Source organism: Candidatus Methylacidiphilum fumarolicum, assembly GCF_949774925.1.
GTDB classification, from domain to species: Bacteria; Verrucomicrobiota; Verrucomicrobiia; order Methylacidiphilales; family Methylacidiphilaceae; genus Methylacidiphilum; species Methylacidiphilum fumarolicum.
Map to the genome: position 1 here is coordinate 1,561,704 of NZ_OX458932.1, position 22,503 is coordinate 1,584,206.

General features: G+C 42.3%; 19 protein-coding genes and 1 tRNA gene. 15 read left to right on the forward strand and 5 right to left on the reverse strand.

The window, feature by feature from the left end; genetic code table 11:
* Window positions 1–37 precede the first annotated feature (37 nt).
* The 3 genes from QOL44_RS07200 to QOL44_RS07210 all read left to right on the forward strand — a co-directional run bounded on the left by QOL44_RS07200 (window position 38) and on the right by QOL44_RS07210 (window position 3,200).
* The gene (locus QOL44_RS07200) at window positions 38–520 is read left to right on the forward strand and encodes a cytochrome c oxidase subunit II (RefSeq protein ID WP_009059736.1); all 483 of its coding nucleotides are present in this window, start codon (window positions 38–40) and stop codon (window positions 518–520) included.
* A gap of 1 nt (window position 521) precedes the next feature.
* Window positions 522–2,207: a cbb3-type cytochrome c oxidase subunit I gene (locus QOL44_RS07205; RefSeq protein ID WP_009059737.1), complete on the forward strand. Its 1,686-nt coding sequence runs from the start codon at window positions 522–524 to the stop codon at window positions 2,205–2,207.
* Window positions 2,208–2,912: 705 nt separating this feature from the next.
* On the forward strand, window positions 2,913–3,200 hold the full coding sequence (locus tag QOL44_RS07210) for a hypothetical protein (protein WP_134373235.1): 288 nt from the start codon (window positions 2,913–2,915) through the stop codon (window positions 3,198–3,200).
* Window positions 3,201–4,901: 1,701 nt separating this feature from the next.
* Here QOL44_RS07210 and QOL44_RS07215 read toward each other — a convergent pair.
* Together QOL44_RS07215 and QOL44_RS07220 are read right to left on the reverse strand one after the other, a co-directional pair.
* The gene (locus QOL44_RS07215) at window positions 4,902–5,219 is read right to left on the reverse strand and encodes a hypothetical protein (protein WP_009059744.1); all 318 of its coding nucleotides are present in this window, start codon (window positions 5,217–5,219) and stop codon (window positions 4,902–4,904) included.
* A 265-nt stretch (window positions 5,220–5,484) separates the two neighbouring features.
* Window positions 5,485–6,366, reverse strand: coding sequence for an A/G-specific adenine glycosylase (locus QOL44_RS07220; RefSeq protein ID WP_283401167.1), 882 nt, complete (start codon window positions 6,364–6,366; stop codon window positions 5,485–5,487).
* Here QOL44_RS07220 and rnhC point away from each other — a divergent pair.
* The 4 genes from rnhC to QOL44_RS07240 all read left to right on the forward strand — a co-directional run bounded on the left by rnhC (window position 6,365) and on the right by QOL44_RS07240 (window position 12,038).
* On the forward strand, window positions 6,365–7,282 hold the full coding sequence (gene rnhC / locus QOL44_RS07225; protein ID WP_045086568.1) for a ribonuclease HIII: 918 nt from the start codon (window positions 6,365–6,367) through the stop codon (window positions 7,280–7,282). The two genes, QOL44_RS07220 and rnhC, sit on opposite strands and share 2 nt — an antisense overlap.
* Window positions 7,283–7,330: 48 nt before the next feature.
* Complete coding sequence (locus tag QOL44_RS07230; RefSeq protein ID WP_045086567.1) at window positions 7,331–9,403, forward strand: ATP-dependent DNA helicase RecG; 2,073 nt, start codon at window positions 7,331–7,333, stop codon at window positions 9,401–9,403.
* Between the two features lie 99 nt (window positions 9,404–9,502).
* Window positions 9,503–11,095, forward strand: a complete 1,593-nt coding sequence (locus tag QOL44_RS07235) for a Do family serine endopeptidase (protein WP_009058509.1) — start codon at window positions 9,503–9,505, stop codon at window positions 11,093–11,095.
* A gap of 94 nt (window positions 11,096–11,189) precedes the next feature.
* Window positions 11,190–12,038, forward strand: a complete 849-nt coding sequence (locus QOL44_RS07240; RefSeq protein ID WP_258042293.1) for a rhomboid family intramembrane serine protease — start codon at window positions 11,190–11,192, stop codon at window positions 12,036–12,038.
* Between the two features lie 54 nt (window positions 12,039–12,092).
* Here QOL44_RS07240 and glpX read toward each other — a convergent pair whose 3' ends face one another.
* Window positions 12,093–13,187 (reverse strand): class II fructose-bisphosphatase, encoded by a 1,095-nt coding sequence (glpX, locus tag QOL44_RS07245; RefSeq protein ID WP_166791444.1) that lies wholly within the window; start codon window positions 13,185–13,187, stop codon window positions 12,093–12,095.
* 133 nt (window positions 13,188–13,320) lie between these two features.
* Window positions 13,321–13,394: transfer RNA gene (locus QOL44_RS07250), tRNA-Pro, on the reverse strand.
* An 84-nt stretch (window positions 13,395–13,478) separates the two neighbouring features.
* Here QOL44_RS07250 and nadD point away from each other — a divergent pair.
* From nadD to QOL44_RS07290, 8 genes are all read left to right on the forward strand, one after another.
* Entirely contained in the window at window positions 13,479–14,096 is a 618-nt protein-coding gene (gene nadD / locus QOL44_RS07255) for a nicotinate-nucleotide adenylyltransferase (RefSeq protein ID WP_009058504.1), read from the forward strand.
* 65 nt (window positions 14,097–14,161) lie between these two features.
* Window positions 14,162–14,599 carry a ribosome silencing factor gene (gene rsfS, locus QOL44_RS07260; protein ID WP_009058502.1) on the forward strand — a complete coding sequence of 146 codons (438 nt, stop codon included), beginning with the start codon at window positions 14,162–14,164 and terminating at the stop codon, window positions 14,597–14,599.
* A 23-nt stretch (window positions 14,600–14,622) separates the two neighbouring features.
* Window positions 14,623–15,645, forward strand: a complete 1,023-nt coding sequence (locus QOL44_RS07265; protein ID WP_009058500.1) for a potassium channel family protein — start codon at window positions 14,623–14,625, stop codon at window positions 15,643–15,645.
* Window positions 15,646–16,325: 680 nt separating this feature from the next.
* Window positions 16,326–17,264 carry a UDP-glucuronic acid decarboxylase family protein gene (locus QOL44_RS07270; protein ID WP_009058498.1) on the forward strand — a complete coding sequence of 313 codons (939 nt, stop codon included), beginning with the start codon at window positions 16,326–16,328 and terminating at the stop codon, window positions 17,262–17,264.
* A gap of 56 nt (window positions 17,265–17,320) precedes the next feature.
* A complete protein-coding gene (tsaD, locus tag QOL44_RS07275; protein WP_009058496.1) occupies window positions 17,321–18,382 on the forward strand; it encodes a tRNA (adenosine(37)-N6)-threonylcarbamoyltransferase complex transferase subunit TsaD in 1,062 nt (353 codons plus the stop codon).
* Between the two features lie 76 nt (window positions 18,383–18,458).
* Entirely contained in the window at window positions 18,459–19,628 is a 1,170-nt protein-coding gene (locus QOL44_RS07280) for a nucleoside-diphosphate kinase (RefSeq protein ID WP_009058494.1), read from the forward strand.
* A 37-nt stretch (window positions 19,629–19,665) separates the two neighbouring features.
* Window positions 19,666–20,829, forward strand: coding sequence for a pyridoxal phosphate-dependent aminotransferase (locus QOL44_RS07285; RefSeq protein WP_009058492.1), 1,164 nt, complete (start codon window positions 19,666–19,668; stop codon window positions 20,827–20,829).
* 62 nt (window positions 20,830–20,891) lie between these two features.
* On the forward strand, window positions 20,892–21,299 hold the full coding sequence (locus QOL44_RS07290; RefSeq protein ID WP_009058490.1) for a YidH family protein: 408 nt from the start codon (window positions 20,892–20,894) through the stop codon (window positions 21,297–21,299).
* An 11-nt stretch (window positions 21,300–21,310) separates the two neighbouring features.
* On the opposite strand, the gene QOL44_RS07295 is transcribed toward QOL44_RS07290, so the two are convergent.
* Complete coding sequence (locus QOL44_RS07295; protein WP_009058488.1) at window positions 21,311–22,483, reverse strand: hypothetical protein; 1,173 nt, start codon at window positions 22,481–22,483, stop codon at window positions 21,311–21,313.
* Window positions 22,484–22,503 lie beyond the last annotated feature (20 nt).

Below are 22,503 nucleotides of genomic sequence, written 5' to 3' on the forward strand. Positions count from 1 at the left end.
TTTCTTTTTTACTGGATGCTTATTGGAGGAATGAATAATGGATAGACTTGAAAGAATTTATCTTTGGATTGCGACAGTCATGTTAGGAATTTTTATGCTGGCTATCATTTACTCGACCTTGGTTTTATCAATTCAAATTCCATCAGATAAAGGACAAATTATCGTCAAACCGAGAGAATCATTAGTCCAATCCGTTTTTAAAACACCCCCTTTTGATCATCCTGGCTTATACAAAATAGGAGAAAAAGAATACGAGCTTGTCATCGTTGCTCAAGCTTGGGCATTTAATCCGACGAATATAGAGATTCCAATAAATTCCCTTGTCAGAATAAAGGCTACCTCTTTGGACTTGCAGCATGGCTTTTATATCGCTGCTACCCCTGTCAATATCATGCTGATTCCAGGAGAAATCTCTGTAACCAGCTACAAATTTAAAAAAGCTGGAAGCTATCGAATCATTTGTAATGAATACTGCGGAATGCTTCACCATGCGATGACAGGAATCATTTTGGTAAAATAAAATGAAAACAACGTTAATAATTAATTCTTCAGTTGTTCAAAATCCATTGTCTTTTGAGTTTTGTGAAACCGATCGAAAATTGATTCTAGGAATGATTCTTGTTGGATTTGGATCTTTAGCTCTAGGTGTATTTTTGGGGCTTCTTCAGGCTTTTAATTATGCAGGTGTGGGACTCTATCAATTCCTTCCTGGATTAAAAAGTTATTATCATGGGCTCACCTTACATGGAGTACTCAATGGTTTTGTTTTTCCATTCGCAGCTTCAAACGGTTTTCTATCTTTAACAACAATTCGCAGCTTAGGTTTAAGGATGCCATCCTCTCTCCTCCTTTTCAGTCTTTTGAGCCTATTTTTGGGAACTGCACTTTCAATTTACGGCATATTATTTGGAAATTCTGCAGTCCTCTACACTTTTTATGTTCCGATGAGAGCCCACTGGAGTTTTTATTTAGGGATTGCCTTTTTGGTTGTTAGTACATGGGCCATTTCTCTGGCACAGCTAATAACTTTAAGAAAGTGGAAAAAGAATCATCCAACGGACCGTATTCCGCTGCTTGCCTATGCTTCCATTCTTACCTATATCATGTGGGATATTTCTTCTATTGGAGCAACTGTTGAAGACCTCTTTTTTTTGCTCCCTTGGTCTTTAAACCTTCTTCCAGGATCGGATGCTACACTCACAAGGACTTTATTTTGGTTCACTGGACATCCTATTGTCTATTTTTGGCTTTTGCCTGTGTATGTTTCCTGGTATTTCTGCCTTCCAGCACAGGTGGGAGGAAAAGTATTTAGCGACCAGATGGTTCGCAGTGTGTTTGTAGCATTTTTAATCCTTGTGCCTGTTGGTTTTCATCATCAATATTCAGATCCTGGTATTGGGTTGTTTTATAAATGGGCAGCTGCAGTTTTGACTTTTGGGATTGCTTTTCCAAGCTTAGTCACAGCTTTTTCTGTTGTTTACAGCCTAGAAATTGGTGGCTTATCTCGAGGAGGAAAAGGAATTTTTGGATGGGTAAAACGGTTACCATGGAAAGATCCTTCGGTTTGTGCTCAAATTTTGGCGGGGATAGCTTTTCTTCCGGGCGGTATGACTGGGATCATGCATGCAAGCGTCAATATGGATCTCTTGTTGCATAATACTTCTTTTCTTCCGGGCCATTTCCACCTAACAGTAGGCGCGGCTGTGGCTCTCTCATTAGTTGGTATTGCTTATTGGCTTGTGCCTTATTTATTAAGAAAAAAACTTTGGGGTTCTTCCATTGCGCGATGGCAGCCATGGATCTACTTTGTTGGAGTTCTTGTTTTTTCATCGGGACAAATGAGCGGGGGAGTCCTTGGGATGCCCAGACGCACAGCTCTTGCACTCATCCCATATGAGCCACTTCCAGGATGGAAAATTGCAGGGATCTTAACAGCTGTAGGTGGAAGTCTTATGTTTTTGAGTTTTCTAATTTTTTTCCTTGTTATGGTTATGACTATTTTTTTTGGTCAAAAAGAAAGAGAACCAGTAGATATTCCTCTGGGACAAGTGATACATGGGCCATCCCTAAATGGTCCTCAACTAATTTTTGATAAGATCAGTTATTGGGTGCTGCTCTGTTTTGCTCTTATTGCTTTTCTTTATGGTCCATTTTTGATTACTCATCTCCCTCCTAAATTCATTTGTCTACCGTTCCAGGGATTTTAAAAAAAGCGAAAGAAAAGCCTTTTAAATTTTGTGCCGGTGGGAAGAGTAGAACTCAGACCGGTTGCCAAGACCAGATTTTTAGTCTATGCAATACAAGAGAGACACGTCCTTTATAACCCACATACAACTCAAATAAGCTTGAGGGGTGACGCTGCGCGCATCCATCAAGCACTGGTTTGAGTAAGAACGTTCAACGGACTTCTGAGGGCTAATAATGGAGCAACTGAGAGAGAATCCGTGTCTTCGCGCGTTATTGCGAAGATCGCGTGAAAAAAGTCACTGAGATTTATCGAGTCAAGGAGTGCACAAAGAATCCAGGCAGACCGTGGATGGTGACTAAGGTCTACCACGAGGGCAGAAGGGTCAGGAGGTATTTTGCGATCAAGCAGGATGCGTAAGCTTTAGCCCGCCTCTAAAAACTTGCCAGTAATCGGCTCGGACGTCTTATCGGGCACATCTTCCCAGGACTTGTAGACGAAACCATCTGATGCGAGAAGACCTTCGACCCTACAGGAAATCCTTGACCGATGCCGTGTGCTACTATCTTATCTACCTGGATGTCTGGCAAAAAAGCGCTCCGGTGAAGCAGATCTTCTCCGAAGTTCTTCGGATAAGTGTTAGGACGACAGAATCGAGCGGTACGTCAAGAAACTCGGCTTCTATCTGCGCCGCTTTGCACGCCAGCTCAGCCAAAAACCGATCGTCGTGATTGAGAGACCAGTGATCGACGACTGGTTGCGATCGCTGTCCGGCTCGACGATTCATCGGAACAAATTCCAGCGAAACCTAAGCGTGGGCTTGCAGCTACATCCAGCAGAATCCGGCTACAAGGACAAGCACTGCCAGAATGCGGATCTCGCACCGGAAACTTTTTTCTCGGGGAGGGACGGCCCGGTTTCTCTGGGTATGCTGGAGATTGGTCCTGGACATCGTTCCCATGCATTTGATCGGTCTTTTGCCGGTCTGCGCGATGCAGAAATGCGGTTGGATTGAAGAGAAGTGAAGCTGAGGCGTGGCCCCATCGTGGTGACTACGGAAAAGAGTAAAACCGTGTATCGGAGGCTCGTTCTCATCAAGGACAACCTAAACTTATTGCTCAAACCCTTTTCGAACGGATGGTTGGCCCTGTAGATGCGCCAAGCGCTAACGATAAGAGGTTGGCAGTGATGAAGGCAGCCTAGCTTCCAGAGTAATTCCTCAACGGCTAAAGACACCCCTATGCCCTTATCACTTGATCCACTTCCGAGCCGCTGTCAAGACCGCTCTTAATATGAGCTATATCAGACCAACGCTTCTCTTCAACACCTACCGAGAGTTGATAACGCCAAAGGATACTGTCGTGTACAGGGATGTCACGGCATCAAAAGGCGAGGAATTGTGAATCAAGAAGCTGTACAGTCTCGGGAGATCACATAAATGTGAGCCCATTGCAGGCGCGAGGATTTGCACGAACTACCAGGAAAAGTGAGCGACGCCGTGCTCCTCCTGCGGCAAGCCGATTCCCGCCTGCGAAGGGAAGCGCTGCGAGTCGTGTTACTGGACGGAAGTCTAACGCAAGCATATCCAGCTTGATCTGTCAAATTTCTTGTCAATCCACATGGGATCGGTCTTTGGGAAATTCGGGGAATAGCAGTCCGCGCAAGCAAGATCTGCTTCGGTGTTTCTGTGGTAGGCATTGCGTCGGGTCAGTCCGCCCATGCCATAGCTTAACCAGGCAATGGGGTTTAAGCCCAATCCAAAAGCCCGATAGGATGACTCTGAGTGGAGGCGGATCCAAATGCTCCTGAGATCCCTAGGTGAGGAAACCTAGGTGGGATGGACCTTAGCAGCTCACATGAGGGGCTCGCCTGGCGGGTGGAGTGGAGAAATGTTCCCTGCGCTCCGTCCGAATGGAACTGACGTCGGCTGCCTCACTGTTGTGGACAGCCGTCGCGAAAAGAGAGATGCCGCCCGGACAGTTCTCGCTCAGTCGCTATCCTATCACTGCCCGAGCCAGAAAGCGGTGATCACGGGATTTGTACCTTACGGAAAAGCATATACAGCCAGGATCCCGAGTCGCGCCGGAACCGGAGAAAGGTGAAAAAAGCCAGAATGCGGACTTTCTGGTTTCCAAAAGGCTGCAACTGAATCACTTTGGACTCTGGGTGAGCATCCCGAGGAGAAACGGGAAGGCGGTCACCCCCTTCGGAATCGTCCCCTGCAACAGCAGGCTCAGCCAAAAAAGTTGGAGCTGCCTCCCTCTCAGGCTTGCGTTTTTGACTAAAGCGTTAACTTGACTTCCAATAAGAAACGTGACAACTCACCGGAGAATTGATTATTTTTTCCCAAAGACGTGATGTATGCTTTGTCAGGCACATGCGGAAAATTGGCTAGAGATCCTTTCGCGAAAAGATACAGCTTCCTAGGACGTTGGGAAGAACAATCCTGAGCCAAGAGCCATTCCACAGAAGATCAAGCTGCTAAAGAAACGCGAAAAAATGACATCTGTGATGTCGAGAAGAGCTGCAATGTCGAGTTGGAGGATGATGGCAAGTCGAGCAACCTCGATCGGATTAATTAGGATCAGAGAGATCGAGAGAAGATCTCGGGCTGATCCTCCACCTGCCTGAGAAGCTCAAAGGATCACCAAATCATGGAGAAAAGCTAAGTAAAGCCAGAGAACTAGAGCCTCACCTACAGCCGCACTCCGCACCCTCAAAAAAGGCAACGCAAAAAGCCCAAACCGATTGAAATGCACGCTAAGGCTATGGCGACTCCGACCAGTAAGCTCAGGACGTGCATATCGACCACCTCGAAGGTGGCAAAAAGAAGTAGAAGAAGTCCAATCAGTAGGGCTGACCCAAAGGCCAGCGAAAAGGCGAGGAACTTTGCTTGAAAAACGATAGTACAGGAGATGGGTTGGGCCAAACCCAACTCGAAAAACCATTTTTCGATAGCTAGCGTAACGACTGCTCCAAATGTTCCTATGAGCGGAACCAAGTAGGGGAAGAGCTCGGCGACTGCAGTGAACACTTTCTGGGTATCTCCAGTTGCCTAAAGCAGACCGATGCTTTCCGCCGCAAAGACCATAGTTGAGCCACAGATCCAGGGTCAGAGTATGGCATCGTGGAACTCGAGGCCAAAAGATTATTAAGCTTGTCCACGTCGACGATTCTCCAGAATTTGCACAATGGCTCTTTCTAAGGTTGGAGCCTTTTCGGTTTCCCTGATTTCTCTAGGATTTCCTTCAAAAACGATGTTTCTCCATTCCAAGAGCAGCAATCGGTCTGCGAGCTTCTCAACATCGGCCATCGAATAAGAGGCGCCAGGATGGTCTTGACTTCCTCTTGTTCCGTACGCAGAAGGTCTTTGAGCCAGATAGAAGCGATCGGGTCCACACCAGCGGTCGATTCATCCAAAAGGAGAATGGGGCTGGAAAACATAAGAGCGAGGCTGCAAGCAACCTTGGCCCGGGTCTCCTAGGCAGCTGCTCGGGCTGTTCAGCTTGACAAATTTCTTTTAAAGGACAAATCATACATTTTGGAGCAAGAGGTTTGCATACTGCTCGACCAAAATCCATTAGTGCCGAATTGAAAAGAGAAAAATCATTATCCTCTGAAAGGAGATTCATAGCTATCCTGGAAAGCTCCTTCAACGCCCCTGCTTTGTTAATCGGCTGATGAATCGATAAAAGCCTAACCAATACACGGATGCCATTAGCGTCAAGCGCCACCGTTTTTTTCCCGAAGGCAAGGCTTGCAATCGCATTGGCCGTATAGAGCCCTATACCAGGCAATTTTAAAAGCTCTGTAGGTTCCGATAGCAATATTCCCTTTTTTTCAAAGAAAACAATTGCTGCTATCTTATGGAGATTTCTTGCCCTTGCATAATATCCCAACCCTTCCCATGCCTTTAGAACCTCTCCTTCAGAAGCATTGGCAAGCTTTTCCCAATCTCCAAATCTTTCCATCCATTTTAAATAGTAAGCAATAACAGTCTTTGCTTGAGTTTGTTGCAACATAAATTCGGAAACGACGATAGCATAAGGATCTTTGGCTTGCCGCCATGGATAAGAATAAGCATTCGCTTCATACCATTCAAAAAGTCTCCTTGGAAAACTTTCTCTGAATTTTGCATCGATTCTTTCTAGCCAAAAAGCTATATTATTACCATTTTCCATGACTCCTTCTTCTTTTACATTCACTCTGAGCGATAAACAAATTGAAAAACTTAAAGCATTCTTAGATCAAAAAGGCTTTGAGTTCTCCACTATTGATCATGGGCTATTTAGAGCCAAATCAAAAGGGGTAGTGGTACAGGTCTATAAATCGGGTAAGGTGCTCGTACAGGGTAAAGAAGCCCTGGAATTTTCCCGCAACGTGATAGAACCTGAAATTCTCCAACAAGCTGCTATTGGCTATGAGTTCCTGACCCATCCCGAATATTTCGAAGCGCATGTCGGAATTGATGAATGCGGCAAAGGAGATCTGTTTGGACCTCTGGTAATTGCCGCTGTTTTTGTTGACCCACAATCCGCAAAGGACTTCACCGAAATGGGGATCAAAGACAGCAAACGGATCTCAAGCATAAGACGGTTAAACCAACTTGCCTCAGCAATAAAGAAAAAAACCAAGTACGCCCTCTTATCGCTTCCCCCTTTACGATATAATGAACTGTACGAAAAAAAATTCAAAAATCTCAATTTGCTTTTGGCTTGGGCACATGCTTGGGTTTATAAAAAACTCTCCTTGGAACTCAACGATGCCCCAAGGGTACTCTGTGATAGGTTTGCTCAACCGTGGGTCCTTCAACAATCTTTTAAAAGGATCGGAGCGGATCAATTGCTCGAACAGAAAACCAAAGCTGAATCGGATCCAGCAGTCGCTGCAGCTTCCATCCTAGCAAGACTGACTTTTGTAGAGGAGTTGGCAAAATTAAGCCAAGTTATTGGCTTGCCATTACCCAAAGGAGCCTCATCAAAAGCAGCACAGCTTGCTAAAGACATATTGTTGCGTTGTGGTAAAGATACCCTTCGGAAAGTCGCTAAAATACATTTCAAAACCATCCAACAAATTTTCGCTGATTGTGCCCTATAAGATACTGAGAAACATTTCTTACTGGGTATTAAAACCCAACTAATAGAGATGAACGAACTTGTAAAGGAAGCCCATATTGGAATAAAACGGGCCAGGCTACTCGAAAAACTTGGGATAGTATCTAAAAAAACCCTTCTTCTTTATTTGCCTTTTCGGTATGAGAACCGCAGCGAGCAAAAATCTTTATTTGAGGTGGCTGAAAATGAAACTCTACTGTTTAAAGGAACAATCACGGTTGTTCAAAAAGGACAACTTAAGGCCAGAGCAACTGTTAAGATCAACCTTCTTTCTTTCAGCAATCAGAGGGAACAACTGGTTTGTATCTGGTTTTGGAAAACCTTACCACACTACCTTTCCGTGGGCCAAAAACTTGCTGTCTATGGAACAGTGCGGCTATACAAAGGAAAATGGACGATGTGGCAGCCGGAAGTCGAGCCGTTCGAAGAAGAAAAGGAGCTTTCCTCTTCCCTTAATTTATTCCGAATTGTCCCCATCTATTCAACGACTTCGGGACTCTCTCAAAAAGTTTTTCGGCAAATCATGCATGCACAACTCCAGAAAATTAATCTTGAGTCTACTGACCCTTATCCATTGCCTGAGAACCTTAAGCTTCCCACTCTTGCCTTTGCCATTAAAAAAGTGCATTTCCCAGACTTTTTTTCTCAAATTCAACAGTGCAGGGATCGGATCGCCTATCATGAATTTTTCGTTGAGCAGCTTCGCATGGCCTACAGAAAATTAACTAGATCAAAAATCAAAATCCAAAGGCCCACTAAACGACTTTCTCTTTGCTCGACTTTTTTTGCTTCTCTTCCTTTCGTTCCAACTTCAGCTCAGAAAAAAGCAATCGCAGAAATCGATCACGATCTGGAAGCTTCCACCCCCATGAATAGGCTACTTATGGGTGATGTGGGATCGGGCAAAACTCTCGTGGCTGTATACGCTGCCATAAAAACAGTTGAAAGAGGCCAAGACGTTTTATTTATGTCACCTACAAGCGCTCTGGCTAGTCAGCACTATTTGACCTTAAAAAATTGGCTAACCTCTTTGCACATTCCCATTTTCTATGTAGGCAAAGAATCAAAGCAAAATGGAGAATTAGCATCTACAAACCAGAGCCCCTATCCTCTTTTCAAAGGAGAGTCTTCTTCGACTGCTCTTCCAGGTAAAGTGTTCGTTGGGACTCATGCACTACTCTTTCGCTCTTTCGATCCACAATCCCTGGGTTTAATCATCATCGATGAGCAGCATAAATTTGGAGTTGCACAGCGCAGCAGCCTTGCCAAAAAAGGGGTCTATCCTGACATATTGACGATGACAGCAACTCCTATCCCCAGAACACTGGCCTTATCCCTCTATGGTGATTTAGACTTTTCTATTCTCGATGCCCTTCCTTCCAACCGTGGAAAGATTGTAACCAAAACTCGCTCTTCAGATGCCCTTCCAAAAATATGGGAATTCATCAAGGATCAGCTACGGCAAGGTGCTCAAGCCTATGTAGTCTATCCTACAATCCATGAATCGAAGGAATACGTAGGACAGTCCTTGGAAAAAGGGTTTGAAGAACTCAAAAAAGTCTTTGCTGACTTTCCCCTTGGAATGGTCCATGGAGAAATGGATCCTTCGGAACGCGAGCCAGTTTTTGAGTCATTTAGAAAGAATAAAATTGCACTGCTAGCAGCCACCTCGATCATCGAAGTGGGCATTGATGTTCCCAATGCACGAATCATGCTAGTCATGGGAGCCGATCGTTTTGGCCTGGCTCAGCTCCATCAAATACGAGGAAGGATTGGTCGAGGTCCAACTGTTTCCTATTGTATTCTTATTGCTGACAATCCAACTCCAGAAAGTAGGAAGAGACTCAAAATTTTAGAACACTCCAGAGACGGATTCGAAATTGCCAAAGAAGATATGAAGATTCGAGGCATGGGGGAGTTTTTTGGATCCCTTCAAAGTGGAAAAAGCAGTTATCTCACTGCCGATCCCATCGTTCAAGAAAACCTGCTTCTGCTTGCAAGACAACAAGCTATAAAAATACTTTCGGAAGACCCTGATCTTCTAGTCAATGTCAAACTTCGTAAATATATAAACGAAGAAAATCTCCATCTATTGGAAACATAAAATTCGTTTATCAATGCCCTAATATCTGCTATACCATAAAAAAATTCTCAGTATATATTATTTTGAAGTTATTTACTTTCAGAGAAACCAAGCCTTATTATGACTTTCATGCCAAAGGAAACAAAAAAGGGAGAATTTCTTCTTACCCTTTCTGGTTTTTTGATTGCAGGGCTTGTTGGTCTATTAATAGGTCTGTCCGCTTTTTTAATTTTTAAACCTGCTTCTTCGAGCTCCCAAAAATCCGCTCCGCCTACCACCGTTGAAGTTCCAGTGGCTAGAGCTTTACCCGTTCATCCGAAAGAAATCGGGGTATTCCGCAATAATCTCCTTGAGACCATTAACGAGGAATACGTTAGGATTATAGGACAAGCCTTACCCGCTGTGGTCAATATTTTTTCTGCACGGCCTGTCGAAGGTTCTGCGGATTTGGAGGATGGGAATCAAAAAGAGACCAAACAAAAACGAAAAACTTGGAAAAAACCTCCCATGGATGAAGAAACATCTCTTGGCTCAGGCATTATTCTGAGCGATGATGGGAACATTCTAACCAACGCCCATTTAGTGAAAAACGCCAGAGAAATCCGAGTACAACTTTTCGATGGTCGTCGCTACGAAGCCAAGCTTTTGGGAATCGATTCTCCAACAGATGTAGCGGTGCTAAAAATATCTGCCCAGCATCTTTCGGTACTCAATTGGGGGGATTCTGATGCCTTACAAGTTGGAGAGCAAGTTTTTGCTGTGGGCAATCCTTTTGGTCTTACAGGCTCTGTAAGCCGTGGTATCGTCAGTGCCAAAGGAAGGAACCCTACCCTTTCTTCCACTAGCTACGAAGATTTTATTCAGACGGATGCCGCTATTAACCCAGGCAATTCTGGAGGAGCTTTAATTAATGTCCGGGGAGAGCTCGTTGGAATTAACACCGCGATCTATTCTGGAAACGGGGGTTCTAATGGCATTGGATTTGCCATTCCAAGTAAGCTTGCAAAGTTCGCCTATGCAAGTCTCCTGACCAAAGGAAAAGTGATTCGCGGCTTTCTTGGAGTGGAAACTCAGGAAGTAGATGAAGACTTGCAACAGATTTTTGGTCTTCCTACAACCGAAGGAGCATTGATTACGAAAGTTGAGCCTCATTCCCCCGCTTCTAAAGCAGGTCTTCAACGAGGAGATATCATCGTCAAGTACAATGAGATGCCTGTTAAGGATCCTGCCGAGCTGAGAATTTCTGTCTCTCAATCCCCAGCAGGTAGCAAAATTCCTATCGTTTTTTACCGAGAAGGACAAAAACATCAGATCTATGTGGAAATTACCGAACAGCCAGAAAATATTGCCAGTGGCGCTAACGATGAATCTGGAGGCAATCCTTCATGGAAAGTGACGGTTACTGGAGATCTTCAAAATGTTTTTGGCGGCCTTCATATAGTCGATCTAGATCCAACATTAAGATCGCGTTTATCTCTGAGTCCTAAAGCTACTGGCATTTATCTTGTCGATGTAGAAGGAGGCTATCCGGCCTTTGATCTACTTTATCCAGGAGATGTTATCGAAGAAATTAGAAGGCCTGGAAGTGCCCCAATTAAGATTCGTTCGGTCGCAGAATTCCTGCAGCTGATCAATCAGATTCCAGCAACAGAAAGTGTGGCCGTTTTCCTCCAGAGAGGAAATAACCAGATGTTTGTGCTGCTGAAGCCTTAGAAAAAAAATAGATTGAGAAAAGAAATCCCACTTTACAATTTTGTTTAAAGAGAAAAAGATTGTTTATCATCCAATATTGAGCAAAATTATGAACATGCCGTACTGGTCCAACGAACAGAGCGGCGAGCCCCTCTTCTGGGTGAAAAACAGACCGGTGTATGTCACCGGTGTTCTGATCCTTGCTCATTGTGTCTGTTTTATTATTGGGGTATTCGCTGCCGCTTTAGATTTTTCTTCTTGGTTTGTGGAACTTTCTTTTAATACGCGCGCTGTACTCCTCCATACCAAGCTCTGGCAACTCTTAACTTACCCTTGGATCCATACCCCTTCTCTAGCATTCGCCCTTGACATGCTGGTTCTCTACTGGTTTGGCCATGATGTTGAACACATTCTAGGAAGGCTTAAATATCTGCTTCTTTATTTTTCCCTTATTTTCTTGCCTGCTGTCTTTTCTTTAGGTCTTTCAGCTATTGATCCAACAATCCGTGGAATTATGAATGGGTCAGATCTCATTCATTTTTCTTTATTCATTGCCTACACCTGTTTATTCCCCTCCTCTGAGCTTTTTCTTGGTATCAAGGCAAAATGGGTAGCCCTTATTTTCCTGGCTCTTTTTTCGTTGATCGACATCGCGTCTAAGTCTTGGATCCATCTTTTTTGGTGTTGGAGTTCAGTGGCGATTGCCACTTATTCGATTCTTGGAAGAAAAATCTTTCAGTATCTACCCTCTTTCAAAATAGGAATGGCCAAACGGAAGACCCAAAAGCCGAAGGCCACAGAATCTTCTTCTACCTATAATAAGAAAAAAACGGAGGAAGATGAAACAATTGATGCCATTCTGGATAAAATTGCTAAAAGCGGTATAGGCAGTTTAACGAAATCCGAACGAGCTGCTTTAGAACGAGCTCGTATAGCTTTGTTGAAAAAGGACCAAAAAAAGTAAGCAGTTGCAAAATAGCTTCCGGGACTCTAGTATAGAAATGGCCCCACCGGATTCCTAGAGGACGTCATTAAATTTCGGCGTACTGACAAGCTTTTCTCCCATTTCGCTCCGGAGCCGAATAGTTTTGTAGTTTAGGTTGTGATATGTCTCTATTTTTCTTATGGTTCTATTCTTGGCCCTCATTAGAAGGGAAGTCGTAATGGCATACTTATCTGTAAACCGAACGCCAGGAATGCCTGGACAATCAGTAATTGCCGTAGCACAAAAAATAATGTTGCCTCCCCTGGCTAAATCATCAGTATAAAAAATCTGATTGAGACGGTCTTCCCAACCCTGCTCGATTAAAAATTGTCTTTCGGTTTCATCTTTTGGCCATACCATAATCTGGATTTCTCCTCCCAGGCATTTGATTGCTGCTGCTGCTAGTACCGCTTCGGGCGCTCCTCCAATCCCAATATACACATCGATGCCTCCTGCCGGCAACGAAGGCAACATCGCAGCAGTCACATCCCCATCGCTAATAAGCCGAAGGGCACAACCCATAGACCGTATTTCTTTGATTAATCGTTCATGCCTAGGCCTATCCAACACACATACAACCAGATCAGTTAATCTTTTTCTCAGCCCTCTAGCAATGATAGGAAGTAGTTCGTCAACAGGACTTGTGAGTTTCAGACAATCAACTCCTAAGGACCGGATATAATTTTTGACCTGTGGTCCATAAGCCAATTTCATGACATAAAAACAAGGGATATCCAAGAGAGCACACTCTACTCCTGGTTCAGGGGAAGCAGCAGCGATAACAGACAGAGAGCTTCCGCTACCTTTTGCAACATTGGTGGTTCCATCAATTGGATCAACGGCTATATCATATAAAGGAGCATTTTCAGTCCATCGGCCAAGTTTTTCTCCTTTAAATATACCTGGAGCCTTGTCTTTTATACCTTCGCCAATGACAACTTCTCCGCGGATATCCATAAGATCAAACATACCTCGAATAGCATCTGAGGCTGCCGCATCCGCTTTTTCTTTTTCTCCTCGGCCTAACCACCGGTAAACAGTTAAAGCAGCTCCTTCAGTTGCTCGTACAAAATCGAACTGAATGATTCTTTCTATATCCGGATAATTTTCTACTTGGTAACGTTCCATGGTTTTCATAGCCTAAATAAAGGAGGCTTTCGGGTTTTTTTTCAAAAAGATTAAAAACAATAAATGAAATTTATAAACAATAAAATAATAATAAAAAATATTAAATGGAGAAAGAAATAAAACAAGATAACAATCGGACCGGCGAGATTTGAACTCGCGACCTCTTGCACCCCAAGCAAGCGCGCTACCAGGCTGCGCCACGGCCCGCTTTTTATGAATTTTCCAACAAGAACAATGACTAACAAATCCAATTTATAAACGAAATGTCAATTATAATTTAATGACTCTTTTATGATCAGAAATATGTCAACACAACGGATAGCGATATTTGGCGGAAGCTTTGATCCTATCCATCATGGTCATTTGATTAGCGCTATGGATTGCCTTGAACAAATGGCTCTGCAGAAGATCATCTTCATGCCTTGCGCTCGTTCTCCATTCAAAAAAACCAATCCTATTGCTTCAGCTCAAGACCGACTAGAAATGATCCGACTTGCAATCAAACCATTCAAAAACTTTGAACTTTCTTCTTTTGAATTGCAAAGCCCTGCTCCCTCTTATTCTATCCATACGGCAAAGGCATGCCAAAAGCTCTTTCAACAGATCGAGCTATTCTGGATCATTGGTTCAGATCAAGTCCAAGGACTTCCAAGATGGAAAGAGTTTGCTGAGCTTATCAAAATCGTTAAATTTATAGTAGTTCCAAGGGCTGGTTTTCCATTCGAAAAAAAGAGTTATCTTAGGATCTTGCCAACAAATAGATATATTGATATATCTTCTAGTGAAATTCGTGAAAGAGTGAAAAAAAATCTTCCAGTAATTCATCTTTTGCCAAGTGCGGTTTTTCGTTATATTAAAAAACATTCGATCTATCTACCAAATAAAACCGATAATGAACAAAAGGCTTGATAGATTGTATTGTCTCTATTCTCAGCAATTTCATTTTTCTTTTTGTCATAAAAGAGCATTGTCTCATGAGTCAAAGAAAAGCCATTAGGAAACATAAGGCAGTTCTAGATATTGTTTTAAATAAAATTGACCCCTTTCCGCCTACCTCTTCTCATACCGCTTTAGAAAGGGACAATTTGAAGCTGGCCCAAAGATGTAAAACGATTATTCTGGAAAAAAAAGGACTCGATCCTCTCATTTTAGATTTACGACAGATCTCTTCTTTTGTCGACTTCTTTGTCGTCTGCACAGCAACTTCTGAACCCCACTTAAAAGCACTGGCTTTCGAACTGGAGAAAAAAATTCGTGAAGAATTTCATCTTGAACCGATCCATATCGAGGGCTCTTCCAAAAGCCACTGGATCATCATCGATTACGGTCCACTCCTCATTCATGTCTTTACTGAAAAAGAAAGAGCCTTTTATGAACTCGAAAAGCTCTGGGGAGATGCTCCCGTGTTATAATTTGTTCCTATAAAAAAAAATCTGTGCCCTACACCGATCCCCAATACCGTTCTTCTAAAAAATTCCAGACTGCTTTTTTCATTCTCATTCTTTTGCTTTTCCTCGGTACTATTGGCTACAAGTTCATTGAAAAAATATCGCTTCTTGATTCCATTTACATGACTGTTATTACCTTAAGTACGGTGGGATACAAAGAAGTGGTCCCCCTTTCTCCTGAGGGAAAAATATTCACCATTTTTCTCATTATTTGCGGAGTTAGTTTGGCTGGCTACTCAGCTTCGAGTGCTTTAGCTTATTTTTCCTCCGGAGAATGGAAAGAAAATGCCGAGAGAAAACGGAGAACAAAGATGATTCAAAAATTAAGGAACCATTTTATCGTATGTGGGTATGGAAGAACCGGCAGATATGTCGTTGAAGAGCTTAAATCGGAAGGACAAAGCTATGTGATTATCGATACCGACCCAGAAAAAATTGCTCATTTAACCGCTTCTGAAGAGCTAGCAATCCTTGGAAGCGGCTCAGACGAGGAAATCTTATGCGAAGCAAAAATAAAGGAGGCTGCCGGACTAGCCGCGACTACTTCTATTGATAAGGAAAATATTTTGATTGTATTGACAGCTAGATTTCTCAATCCGTCTTTGCAAATTGTTTCAAGAGCCTCTTCGAAGAACTTTGAAGATAAATTGATAAAAGCGGGAGCAAACCGAGTACTACTTCCTCAAAAAGTCTCCGCTTGGAGAATTGTGTCGATGCTAGTACGTCCTGAAGTCGCTGACTTTTTTTGCGAAGTTGCTAATGTGGAAGGCACAGAGCTTGTTGTTGAACAAATCTTGGTGGATAAGCGTTCTTCGCTTATCGGTCAAACTCTTGCTCAGTCTCAAATTCGAAACAATTTGAATGTCACCATTCTTGCATGCAAACTGCCCGATGGAACCTGGACCCACTCTGTAGGTGGGAAAACCGTGCTTTGTCCAGGAATGACACTTATTGCCTTGGGAAGTAGAGAAAACCTTCATAAACTTCTAAAAATAGCAAATCCACAATAACTCCTGAACTAGTAACATGAAGCGTTGACAATCCTCCAGTCTGAAGGCCATAGACATTTAAGGCACTCAGGCTTGGGATTGAGCTGTTTCTGAGTCTTTTCGGCAAGTTCCTACTGCTGACGAACCGACTGCATCGCTCACTTCATAGAAAAACAGGCCAATTCCCATGTCAATACCAACCCTATCACCATTGAGAATAGACTGCTCGACCTCGCACTCGGTCTGGATGGAAACCAAGCACTTACTCAAAGACTGATTCATCTTGTTGAATGCTGCCCAGCTGTTCGCTAACGCTATTACCCAAACCTGGATAGAAAGAAGCAGCTACTAGCCTGCTTCATCTGCTTCTTGTGCCCAATGATCTTATCTCTAGCTTCGACGAACAAGGCCTCAACCTCTGCAATGCAGGATTAGCTTCCAGAAAAACCCACTCTTTTAAGGAATCAATAGAGCCTTGCCTTGGTATGTACAAGGCTTGCCGCCAATCCACTCAATTACAATACATTGGAAATTCTTTTACAAATTCTTCATTTTCATAATAATAAAAAAAATATACAAAAATAATTTGCTAAATTTTCTTGTGCTTTTTTCTTTTGAACGGTATCCCCTTCAAAGACTTTTTTTAAACAAAAGAAGATAAAAGGGTAACCTTAAAGAAGAGCTTTTTTACGAACAAGCCTATGAAAGTTTCTGTAGTTACAGGGGCTGCAGGGTTTTTAGGAAGCCATTTAGTCGACAAGCTGCTAAGCCTAGATTATAGAGTTATCGGGATCGATAATCTGATTACTGGGAACCTCGCTAATTTAGAACACTTAAAGCATGAACCTAGATTCGACTTGATCATTCAAGATGTGACCGAATATATCAATATACCTGGTACAATAGATATCATTTTTCATTTCGCCTCCCCTGCCAGTCCGATCGATTATCTTGAATTGCCAATACAAACTTTAAAAGCTGGTTCCATAGGAACCTATCGCACCCTTGGAATGGCCAAAGTTAAAAACTGTTCTTTTTGTCTTGCTTCTACCTCTGAATGCTACGGGGATCCTCTTGTCCATCCTCAATCCGAAGACTATTGGGGAAATGTCAATCCTATTGGACCAAGAGGAGTTTATGATGAAGCCAAAAGGTTTGCTGAGGCCTTGACCATGGCCTATCATCGGGTCCATAAAATCCCAACCTATATTGTTAGAATTTTTAACACTTTTGGACCTCGTATGAGATTAAGAGATGGAAGGGTGGTTCCTGCTTTTATATCTCAAGCTTTGGAAGGAAAACCTTTAACGGTTTTCGGCAACGGATCGCAAACACGCAGTTTCTGTTATGTTTCCGATCTAATTGATGGGGTTTTGGCTCTTGCCCATTCAGACTATCATGAACCCATAAACTTAGGAAACCCAAAAGAAATGACTATCTTAGAATTTGCAAAGACCATTTGCAGACTAGCCGGAGTACCCGAAAAGATAGTTTTCGAACCTCTTCCTGTGGATGATCCAAAACAACGCAGACCAGATATTACAAGAGCGATTCGATATTTGGGCTGGAAACCTATGGTCGATGTCGAAGAAGGGTTAAAATTGACAATTCAATGGTTCAGAGAAAAGTTAAAAAAATAAGCGATCTTTTGGTTCTTTTTCTAGACTTTTCATGAATTCAATAGAAAATTTTTTCTATGTTATGGCTTGGCATAGAGTCTTCTTGTGACGAGACTGCGCTTGCGCTGATCAGAATGACTAATGGCAAAATCCAGATTGTTGATGATCAGTGTATAAGTCAAGCCCTTCTCCACAAACCATTTGGTGGGATAGTACCAGAATTTGCCGTTAGGGAGCATTCCAAAAACCTTCCTATGCTTATGCAAGGAATGATCAAGCGTGGTAGTCTCAGTCTACAAGATGTTGAAGCCATCGCTGTAACCGAAGGACCAGGACTAATGGCTTCCTTACTTGTGGGCAACGCTTTTGCTAGGGGTCTAGCCCATGGTCTTGGCATACCGGTTTATGGGATAAACCATTTAGAAGGTCATCTTTTTTCTCCTTTCATAGGCAGAGAAGAAAAGCTGAGATTCCCTTTTCTTGGCCTAGTGGTCAGTGGGGGACATACTATTTTGACAAAAGTGGATGGACCAAGAAAATACGAAATGATCGGTTCAACCATTGATGATGCTGCCGGTGAAGCTTTCGATAAGGTTGGCAGACTTTTAGGGTTGGACTATCCAGGAGGGCCAGAAATAGAAAAATGGGCCAAACTAGGGAACGCTAACGCTTATGCGTTCCCTTTAAGTCTCATTGAAAAAAATAATTATAATTTTAGTTTTAGCGGACTGAAAACGGCAGTCCGATATTTTGCGGAGAAAAGAAAAGAAGAGCTGTTAGAAAAAGGACAATTTTTCTTCGATGTTTGCGCTTCCTTCCAAGAAGCTATTGCTCGGGTGATTCAGGAAAAAACCATTAGTGCAGCCAAAGCTTTTGGTCTCTCCTGCATTGCCGCTTCAGGTGGTGTTCTTGCCAATCAGAGGATAAGGACTCTACTTAAGCAAAAAGCGCTGGAGTCAGACATTGAAATCCTTATTGCTGATAAAAAGTTTTGTACGGATAATGCGGTTATGATTGCCTTTGTCGCTTCCTTATTTTATCTTTTGGGTCTGCCAATTACAAAAAGTATAGAAGTGAATCCAAACCTATCGTTGATTGATTTCAACAGGGATCTGGATCTAAAAGTAAACAGTGTTTGAAACGACAAAATAGAATTAAAATAGTATTAAAACATAAAACTTTTTAAAGAAAAAACCAAAAGCATTCTATCATCCTATGGCACAAGAACTTAGTTATGTAATTATTAATCCTTATACGCTTTACAAATCAAGAACGGGAGTCATACTTTCGCGGCTACTTTCACAAAGTTCTTTAGAACTTGTTGGAGCAGCTATGTACTCGCCAAGCGCTGAGCTTGTAAGAGAATATTCTAAAATGATTGTGACGGAAAGTGATCCTCAAGATAGGGAAATACAGGAGCTAATTCGAGATTACATTCTTGAAAACTTCATGCCTAATCCTCAGACGGGTGCTCGTCAGAGGGTCATGGTTCTCTTATTTAGAGGAGAAAATGCTGTCGCAAAAACAAGGGAAGTTGTTGGCAATATCCGTAATCGCAGCAAAGGAGGAGAGACGATCCGGGATACCTTTGGTGATCTTATTTACAACAGAGATGGTACGGTAAAATATTTTGAGCCTGCCGTACTTGCCGCACCCTCTGTGGAAGAGGCAAAAGCCAAGCTACTCTTATGGAAGCAATATTATGACCGGGATTCAGGGATTCTTTCGCATCTTATCCCCACTTACAATAAACCAGGACATCAAAGAGCTGTTGTCATCTTAAAGCCAGATAACTTCCGTTTTCCTAGTGGAAGACCCGGTTATGTAATCGATATGTTTTCTCGAACGGAATTAGCGATAACAGCCATTAAAGTTCATCATATGAGTGTAGCTGAAGCCGAAGAGTTTTACGCCCCTGTGAGGGAAACCCTAAGAGAAAAGCTCAAAAAACCAGCAGGACTAAAAGCAAAAGAATTACTTGAATCGGCTCTTGCCATTAGACTGGATCCTTCTAGGGAAGAAGCACTCGCTAATCTTATCGGGCCACTCTATGCCGAAGAACAATTCCATTCGATCGTTCAATTTATGACAGGCATAAATCCTAAAAATTGTCCAATCGAACAAAGAACAATGCCAGGTAAGGAAAAATGCATCATTTTGATCTACGAAGGCATAGATGCAGTTAGAAAAGTCAGAGAAGTTCTTGGACCTACTGATCCAGCCAAGGCACCTCCAGGATCTATTCGAAGGGAATTTGGTCAAAGCATTATGGTCAACGCAGCGCATGCCTCCGATTCCCCAGAAAATGCCGAAAGAGAAATTAAGATTTTAAAAATGGAACAAAATTCATTTGTTTCTCTTATAGAAGAAACCTACGGAAGATAAATCAAAAATTTTAACCTGCAACAAAAAGGAAGCCATTATGGAAGTTTCATCTCGAGTCCAGAAGATTAGTCCTTCTCTTACTCTGGCTTTGGACAGCAAGGCCAAAGCATTGGCTCAAAAAGGAGAAGATATAGTCAATTTTACTTCAGGAGAACCTGACTTTGACACTCCTGAGCATATCAAAGCAGCTGCCATGGGTTCTCTAGACGCCAATTTTACCCGCTATACCCCCTCTTCGGGAATCCCTGAATTGAGATTGGCTATCTGCGAAAAGCTAAAAAAAGATAATGCTTTAGACTACAGTCCGGAGCAAATAAACGTGAGCTGTGGAGCTAAGCATGCTTGCATAAATGTTATTCTTGCCACGGTTGATCCAGGAGATGAAGTGATCATCCCTGCCCCTTATTGGGTCAGCTACCCTGAAATGGTAAAGATAGCAGGAGCTGAACCGGTCATTGTCCCAACATCTTTTGAAAACGGTTATAAAATCACTCCTAAACAGTTTGAAGAGGCGATGACCCCAAAAACAAAAATGATCATTATCAATAGCCCTTCGAATCCGACTGGAAGTATTTATTCCAAAGAAGAATTAGAGGGTATCGCAAATGTTGCCTTGGAAGAAGACATACTGATTCTTTCTGATGAAATCTACGAAAAGCTCGTTTACGATGACCTGACGCATTTCAGCATCGCTTCTCTTAGCAAAGAGGTCTATGAGCTGACCTTTACCGTTAATGGCTTTAGCAAAACCTACGCAATGACCGGATGGAGACTTGGGTATTCTGCTTCTCCCTTATGGGCAGCCAAACAGATTGCCTCCCTTCAAAGTCATATGACCTCCAATCCAACTTCGTTCGCTCAAAAAGGGGCACTGGCTGCATACAAGGGGCCACAAGATTGTGTGGAAAATATGGTCGAAGAATACAAAAAAAGGCGGGCCTACATTATGAAGATCCTCTCAGACATTGAGAAAATTTCCTTTGTCCCTCCTCAAGGAACGTTCTATATCTATGTGAATATATCAAAAACAGGGATGAGTTCTTCAGATTTTGCCCAAAAACTACTCGAAGAAGAAAAGGTAGCCGTGGTGCCTGGGGTAGCTTTTGGAGATGATCAATCCATTAGACTTTCTTACGCAACAAGCATGGAAAGAATCAAAACCGGTCTTGACCGCTTTTGTCGGTTTATTGAAAAACTATAAGTGCTTGCTGCCAGAAAGATCGCCTTGATGCAGTCTTGTTGTCGATCGACTGGTGCAATGAAATGAAAAAAAATTTCGGCGATCATTCAGCTAATGAAAGAACATATCTTGCTTGGATCCGTACCGGAATAGCTATTATGGCATTTGGGTTTCTTATCGAGAAATTTACTCTTTTTTTGGACTATATCCGGGTAATGTTTGATAATAAAAACCATCATGCGGATTCCAGGTTTTTTGATCCCGTGGTGCAATGGATGGGTTTTGCTTTTATGTCTATTGGAGTATTCACCATTTTTGTTGCCTCTATCCGTTTTTATATAAATGCTAAACAGATAGACAGCAACAAACTGTTTGAGGTAGAAAAAGCATGGGTCAATACTTTTTTGGGGTTATTAATTGGTCTGGCGGGTTTGGTTCTTGCGTTTTTAATTGGGAAAAACGTCATCCTACAGTCTGAATTTAAATCATAGAGTTTCAACTCTTAAAACTTCCCTTGGACACTGAAAAGAAAATACCTTTCTGGAATCTGTAAGGCTTCATACTTCAAGTTTGGATCACCCAGTCGATATTTCATATCCAATCTAGCCGAAAAGTCTTTCGAAAGTTGAACTTGTGGCCCAATTGAGAGAAAGAGCCTACTGCCCTGATCTGTATCTAGCAAGCTTTGAGAGCCAGCTGTATAATTACAATCTTGAAAGTCTGTCCCTAAGTTTAGGGCCGCTTTCGAAGAGACTTTCTGTTTCCATTCTCCAAATATATCCTTGAAATTTTCTGAGCCATACCCTTGAGTGTACAGCAACTCAGAAGAAGAGGCTCCTATAGAAAAGAGACTATTTCGATCGACAGACCAATTTAAGCCGCTTTTCACACTGGATATAGACCAACCATAGTAGTAGTTGAGATTCTCAAAACCAGACATAGCAGTGTTTTTATCAATCGAACTTTCGGTCCAAAAGGTCAATGGAGTATTTTTTATTGGCTGCTCCATCCTAACTGCTAAAAGCGAGTCCGATTGATTATATAAATAAGACCAATTGGGAATCATCATCCCATACTGATTGAAATTGTTAGCCACAGAAATAGAAAAAGTGGTAAGCGTCTTTGCATGATACGAAAAATCCATTCCAGTCCCTTCTGTCATAAATTCATAGGTTTGCCAGTTATTAAAAGTAGAAGTTTGATTGATCCAACCCTTAGCTGAAAATTGATCAAGATTCCAGGACATGGAAGCTGAGTTTGTGGACATAAGATTACCAATCATTGGAGAAAGAGAACCAAAGGGAAAAATCGCTGCTTGTCCTCCACTCAGAGGCGCAACATTTTGAATTGCAGTCGAGGGACTCAACACTACAGATAAAGATTCTGTTGGCCTACTTTCGAAAGTTATCCCATAACTGTCTTGATATTCAACGAGCTCAAAATTTTTTCCTCCAGAAGAAACAAAATTCGAATTTCCAGAAGAGAAATTAGAAAATATCCTTGTTTTGGAATTTTGATAAAGGCTATTATCAGAAAAGAGAATCGGTGACTGAAAGATTGCTCGTAAGTCTCTTTCTTTGATTGGAAATTCATCATCATATAAGGATTGCCCTTTTAGTGTCTGCGAAAAAAGCAGGAAACAACAAAGAAAAAAGGAATTTCTCCAAAGAGTCACATCAAATATTTTGTTGCAAT

Bases quoted from the DNA above. Each gene is read 5' to 3' on its own strand.
- QOL44_RS07270 (WP_009058498.1), top strand. From the start codon at position 16,326: ATGAAAGTTTCTGTAGTTACAGGGGCTGCAGGGTTTTTAGGAAGCCAT.
- QOL44_RS07240 (WP_258042293.1), top strand. From the start codon at position 11,190: ATGCCGTACTGGTCCAACGAACAGAGCGGCGAGCCCCTCTTCTGGGTG.
- glpX (WP_166791444.1), bottom strand. From the start codon at position 13,187: ATGGAACGTTACCAAGTAGAAAATTATCCGGATATAGAAAGAATCATT.
- QOL44_RS07230 (WP_045086567.1), top strand. From the start codon at position 7,331: ATGAACGAACTTGTAAAGGAAGCCCATATTGGAATAAAACGGGCCAGG.
- rnhC (WP_045086568.1), top strand. From the start codon at position 6,365: ATGACTCCTTCTTCTTTTACATTCACTCTGAGCGATAAACAAATTGAA.
- QOL44_RS07280 (WP_009058494.1), top strand. From the start codon at position 18,459: ATGGCACAAGAACTTAGTTATGTAATTATTAATCCTTATACGCTTTAC.
- nadD (WP_009058504.1), top strand. From the start codon at position 13,479: ATGATCAGAAATATGTCAACACAACGGATAGCGATATTTGGCGGAAGC.
- rsfS (WP_009058502.1), top strand. From the start codon at position 14,162: ATGAGTCAAAGAAAAGCCATTAGGAAACATAAGGCAGTTCTAGATATT.
- QOL44_RS07220 (WP_283401167.1), bottom strand. From the start codon at position 6,366: ATGGAAAATGGTAATAATATAGCTTTTTGGCTAGAAAGAATCGATGCA.
- QOL44_RS07205 (WP_009059737.1), top strand. From the start codon at position 522: ATGAAAACAACGTTAATAATTAATTCTTCAGTTGTTCAAAATCCATTG.
- QOL44_RS07200 (WP_009059736.1), top strand. From the start codon at position 38: ATGGATAGACTTGAAAGAATTTATCTTTGGATTGCGACAGTCATGTTA.
- QOL44_RS07290 (WP_009058490.1), top strand. From the start codon at position 20,892: ATGAAAAAAAATTTCGGCGATCATTCAGCTAATGAAAGAACATATCTT.
- QOL44_RS07285 (WP_009058492.1), top strand. From the start codon at position 19,666: ATGGAAGTTTCATCTCGAGTCCAGAAGATTAGTCCTTCTCTTACTCTG.
- QOL44_RS07235 (WP_009058509.1), top strand. From the start codon at position 9,503: ATGACTTTCATGCCAAAGGAAACAAAAAAGGGAGAATTTCTTCTTACC.
- tsaD (WP_009058496.1), top strand. From the start codon at position 17,321: ATGTTATGGCTTGGCATAGAGTCTTCTTGTGACGAGACTGCGCTTGCG.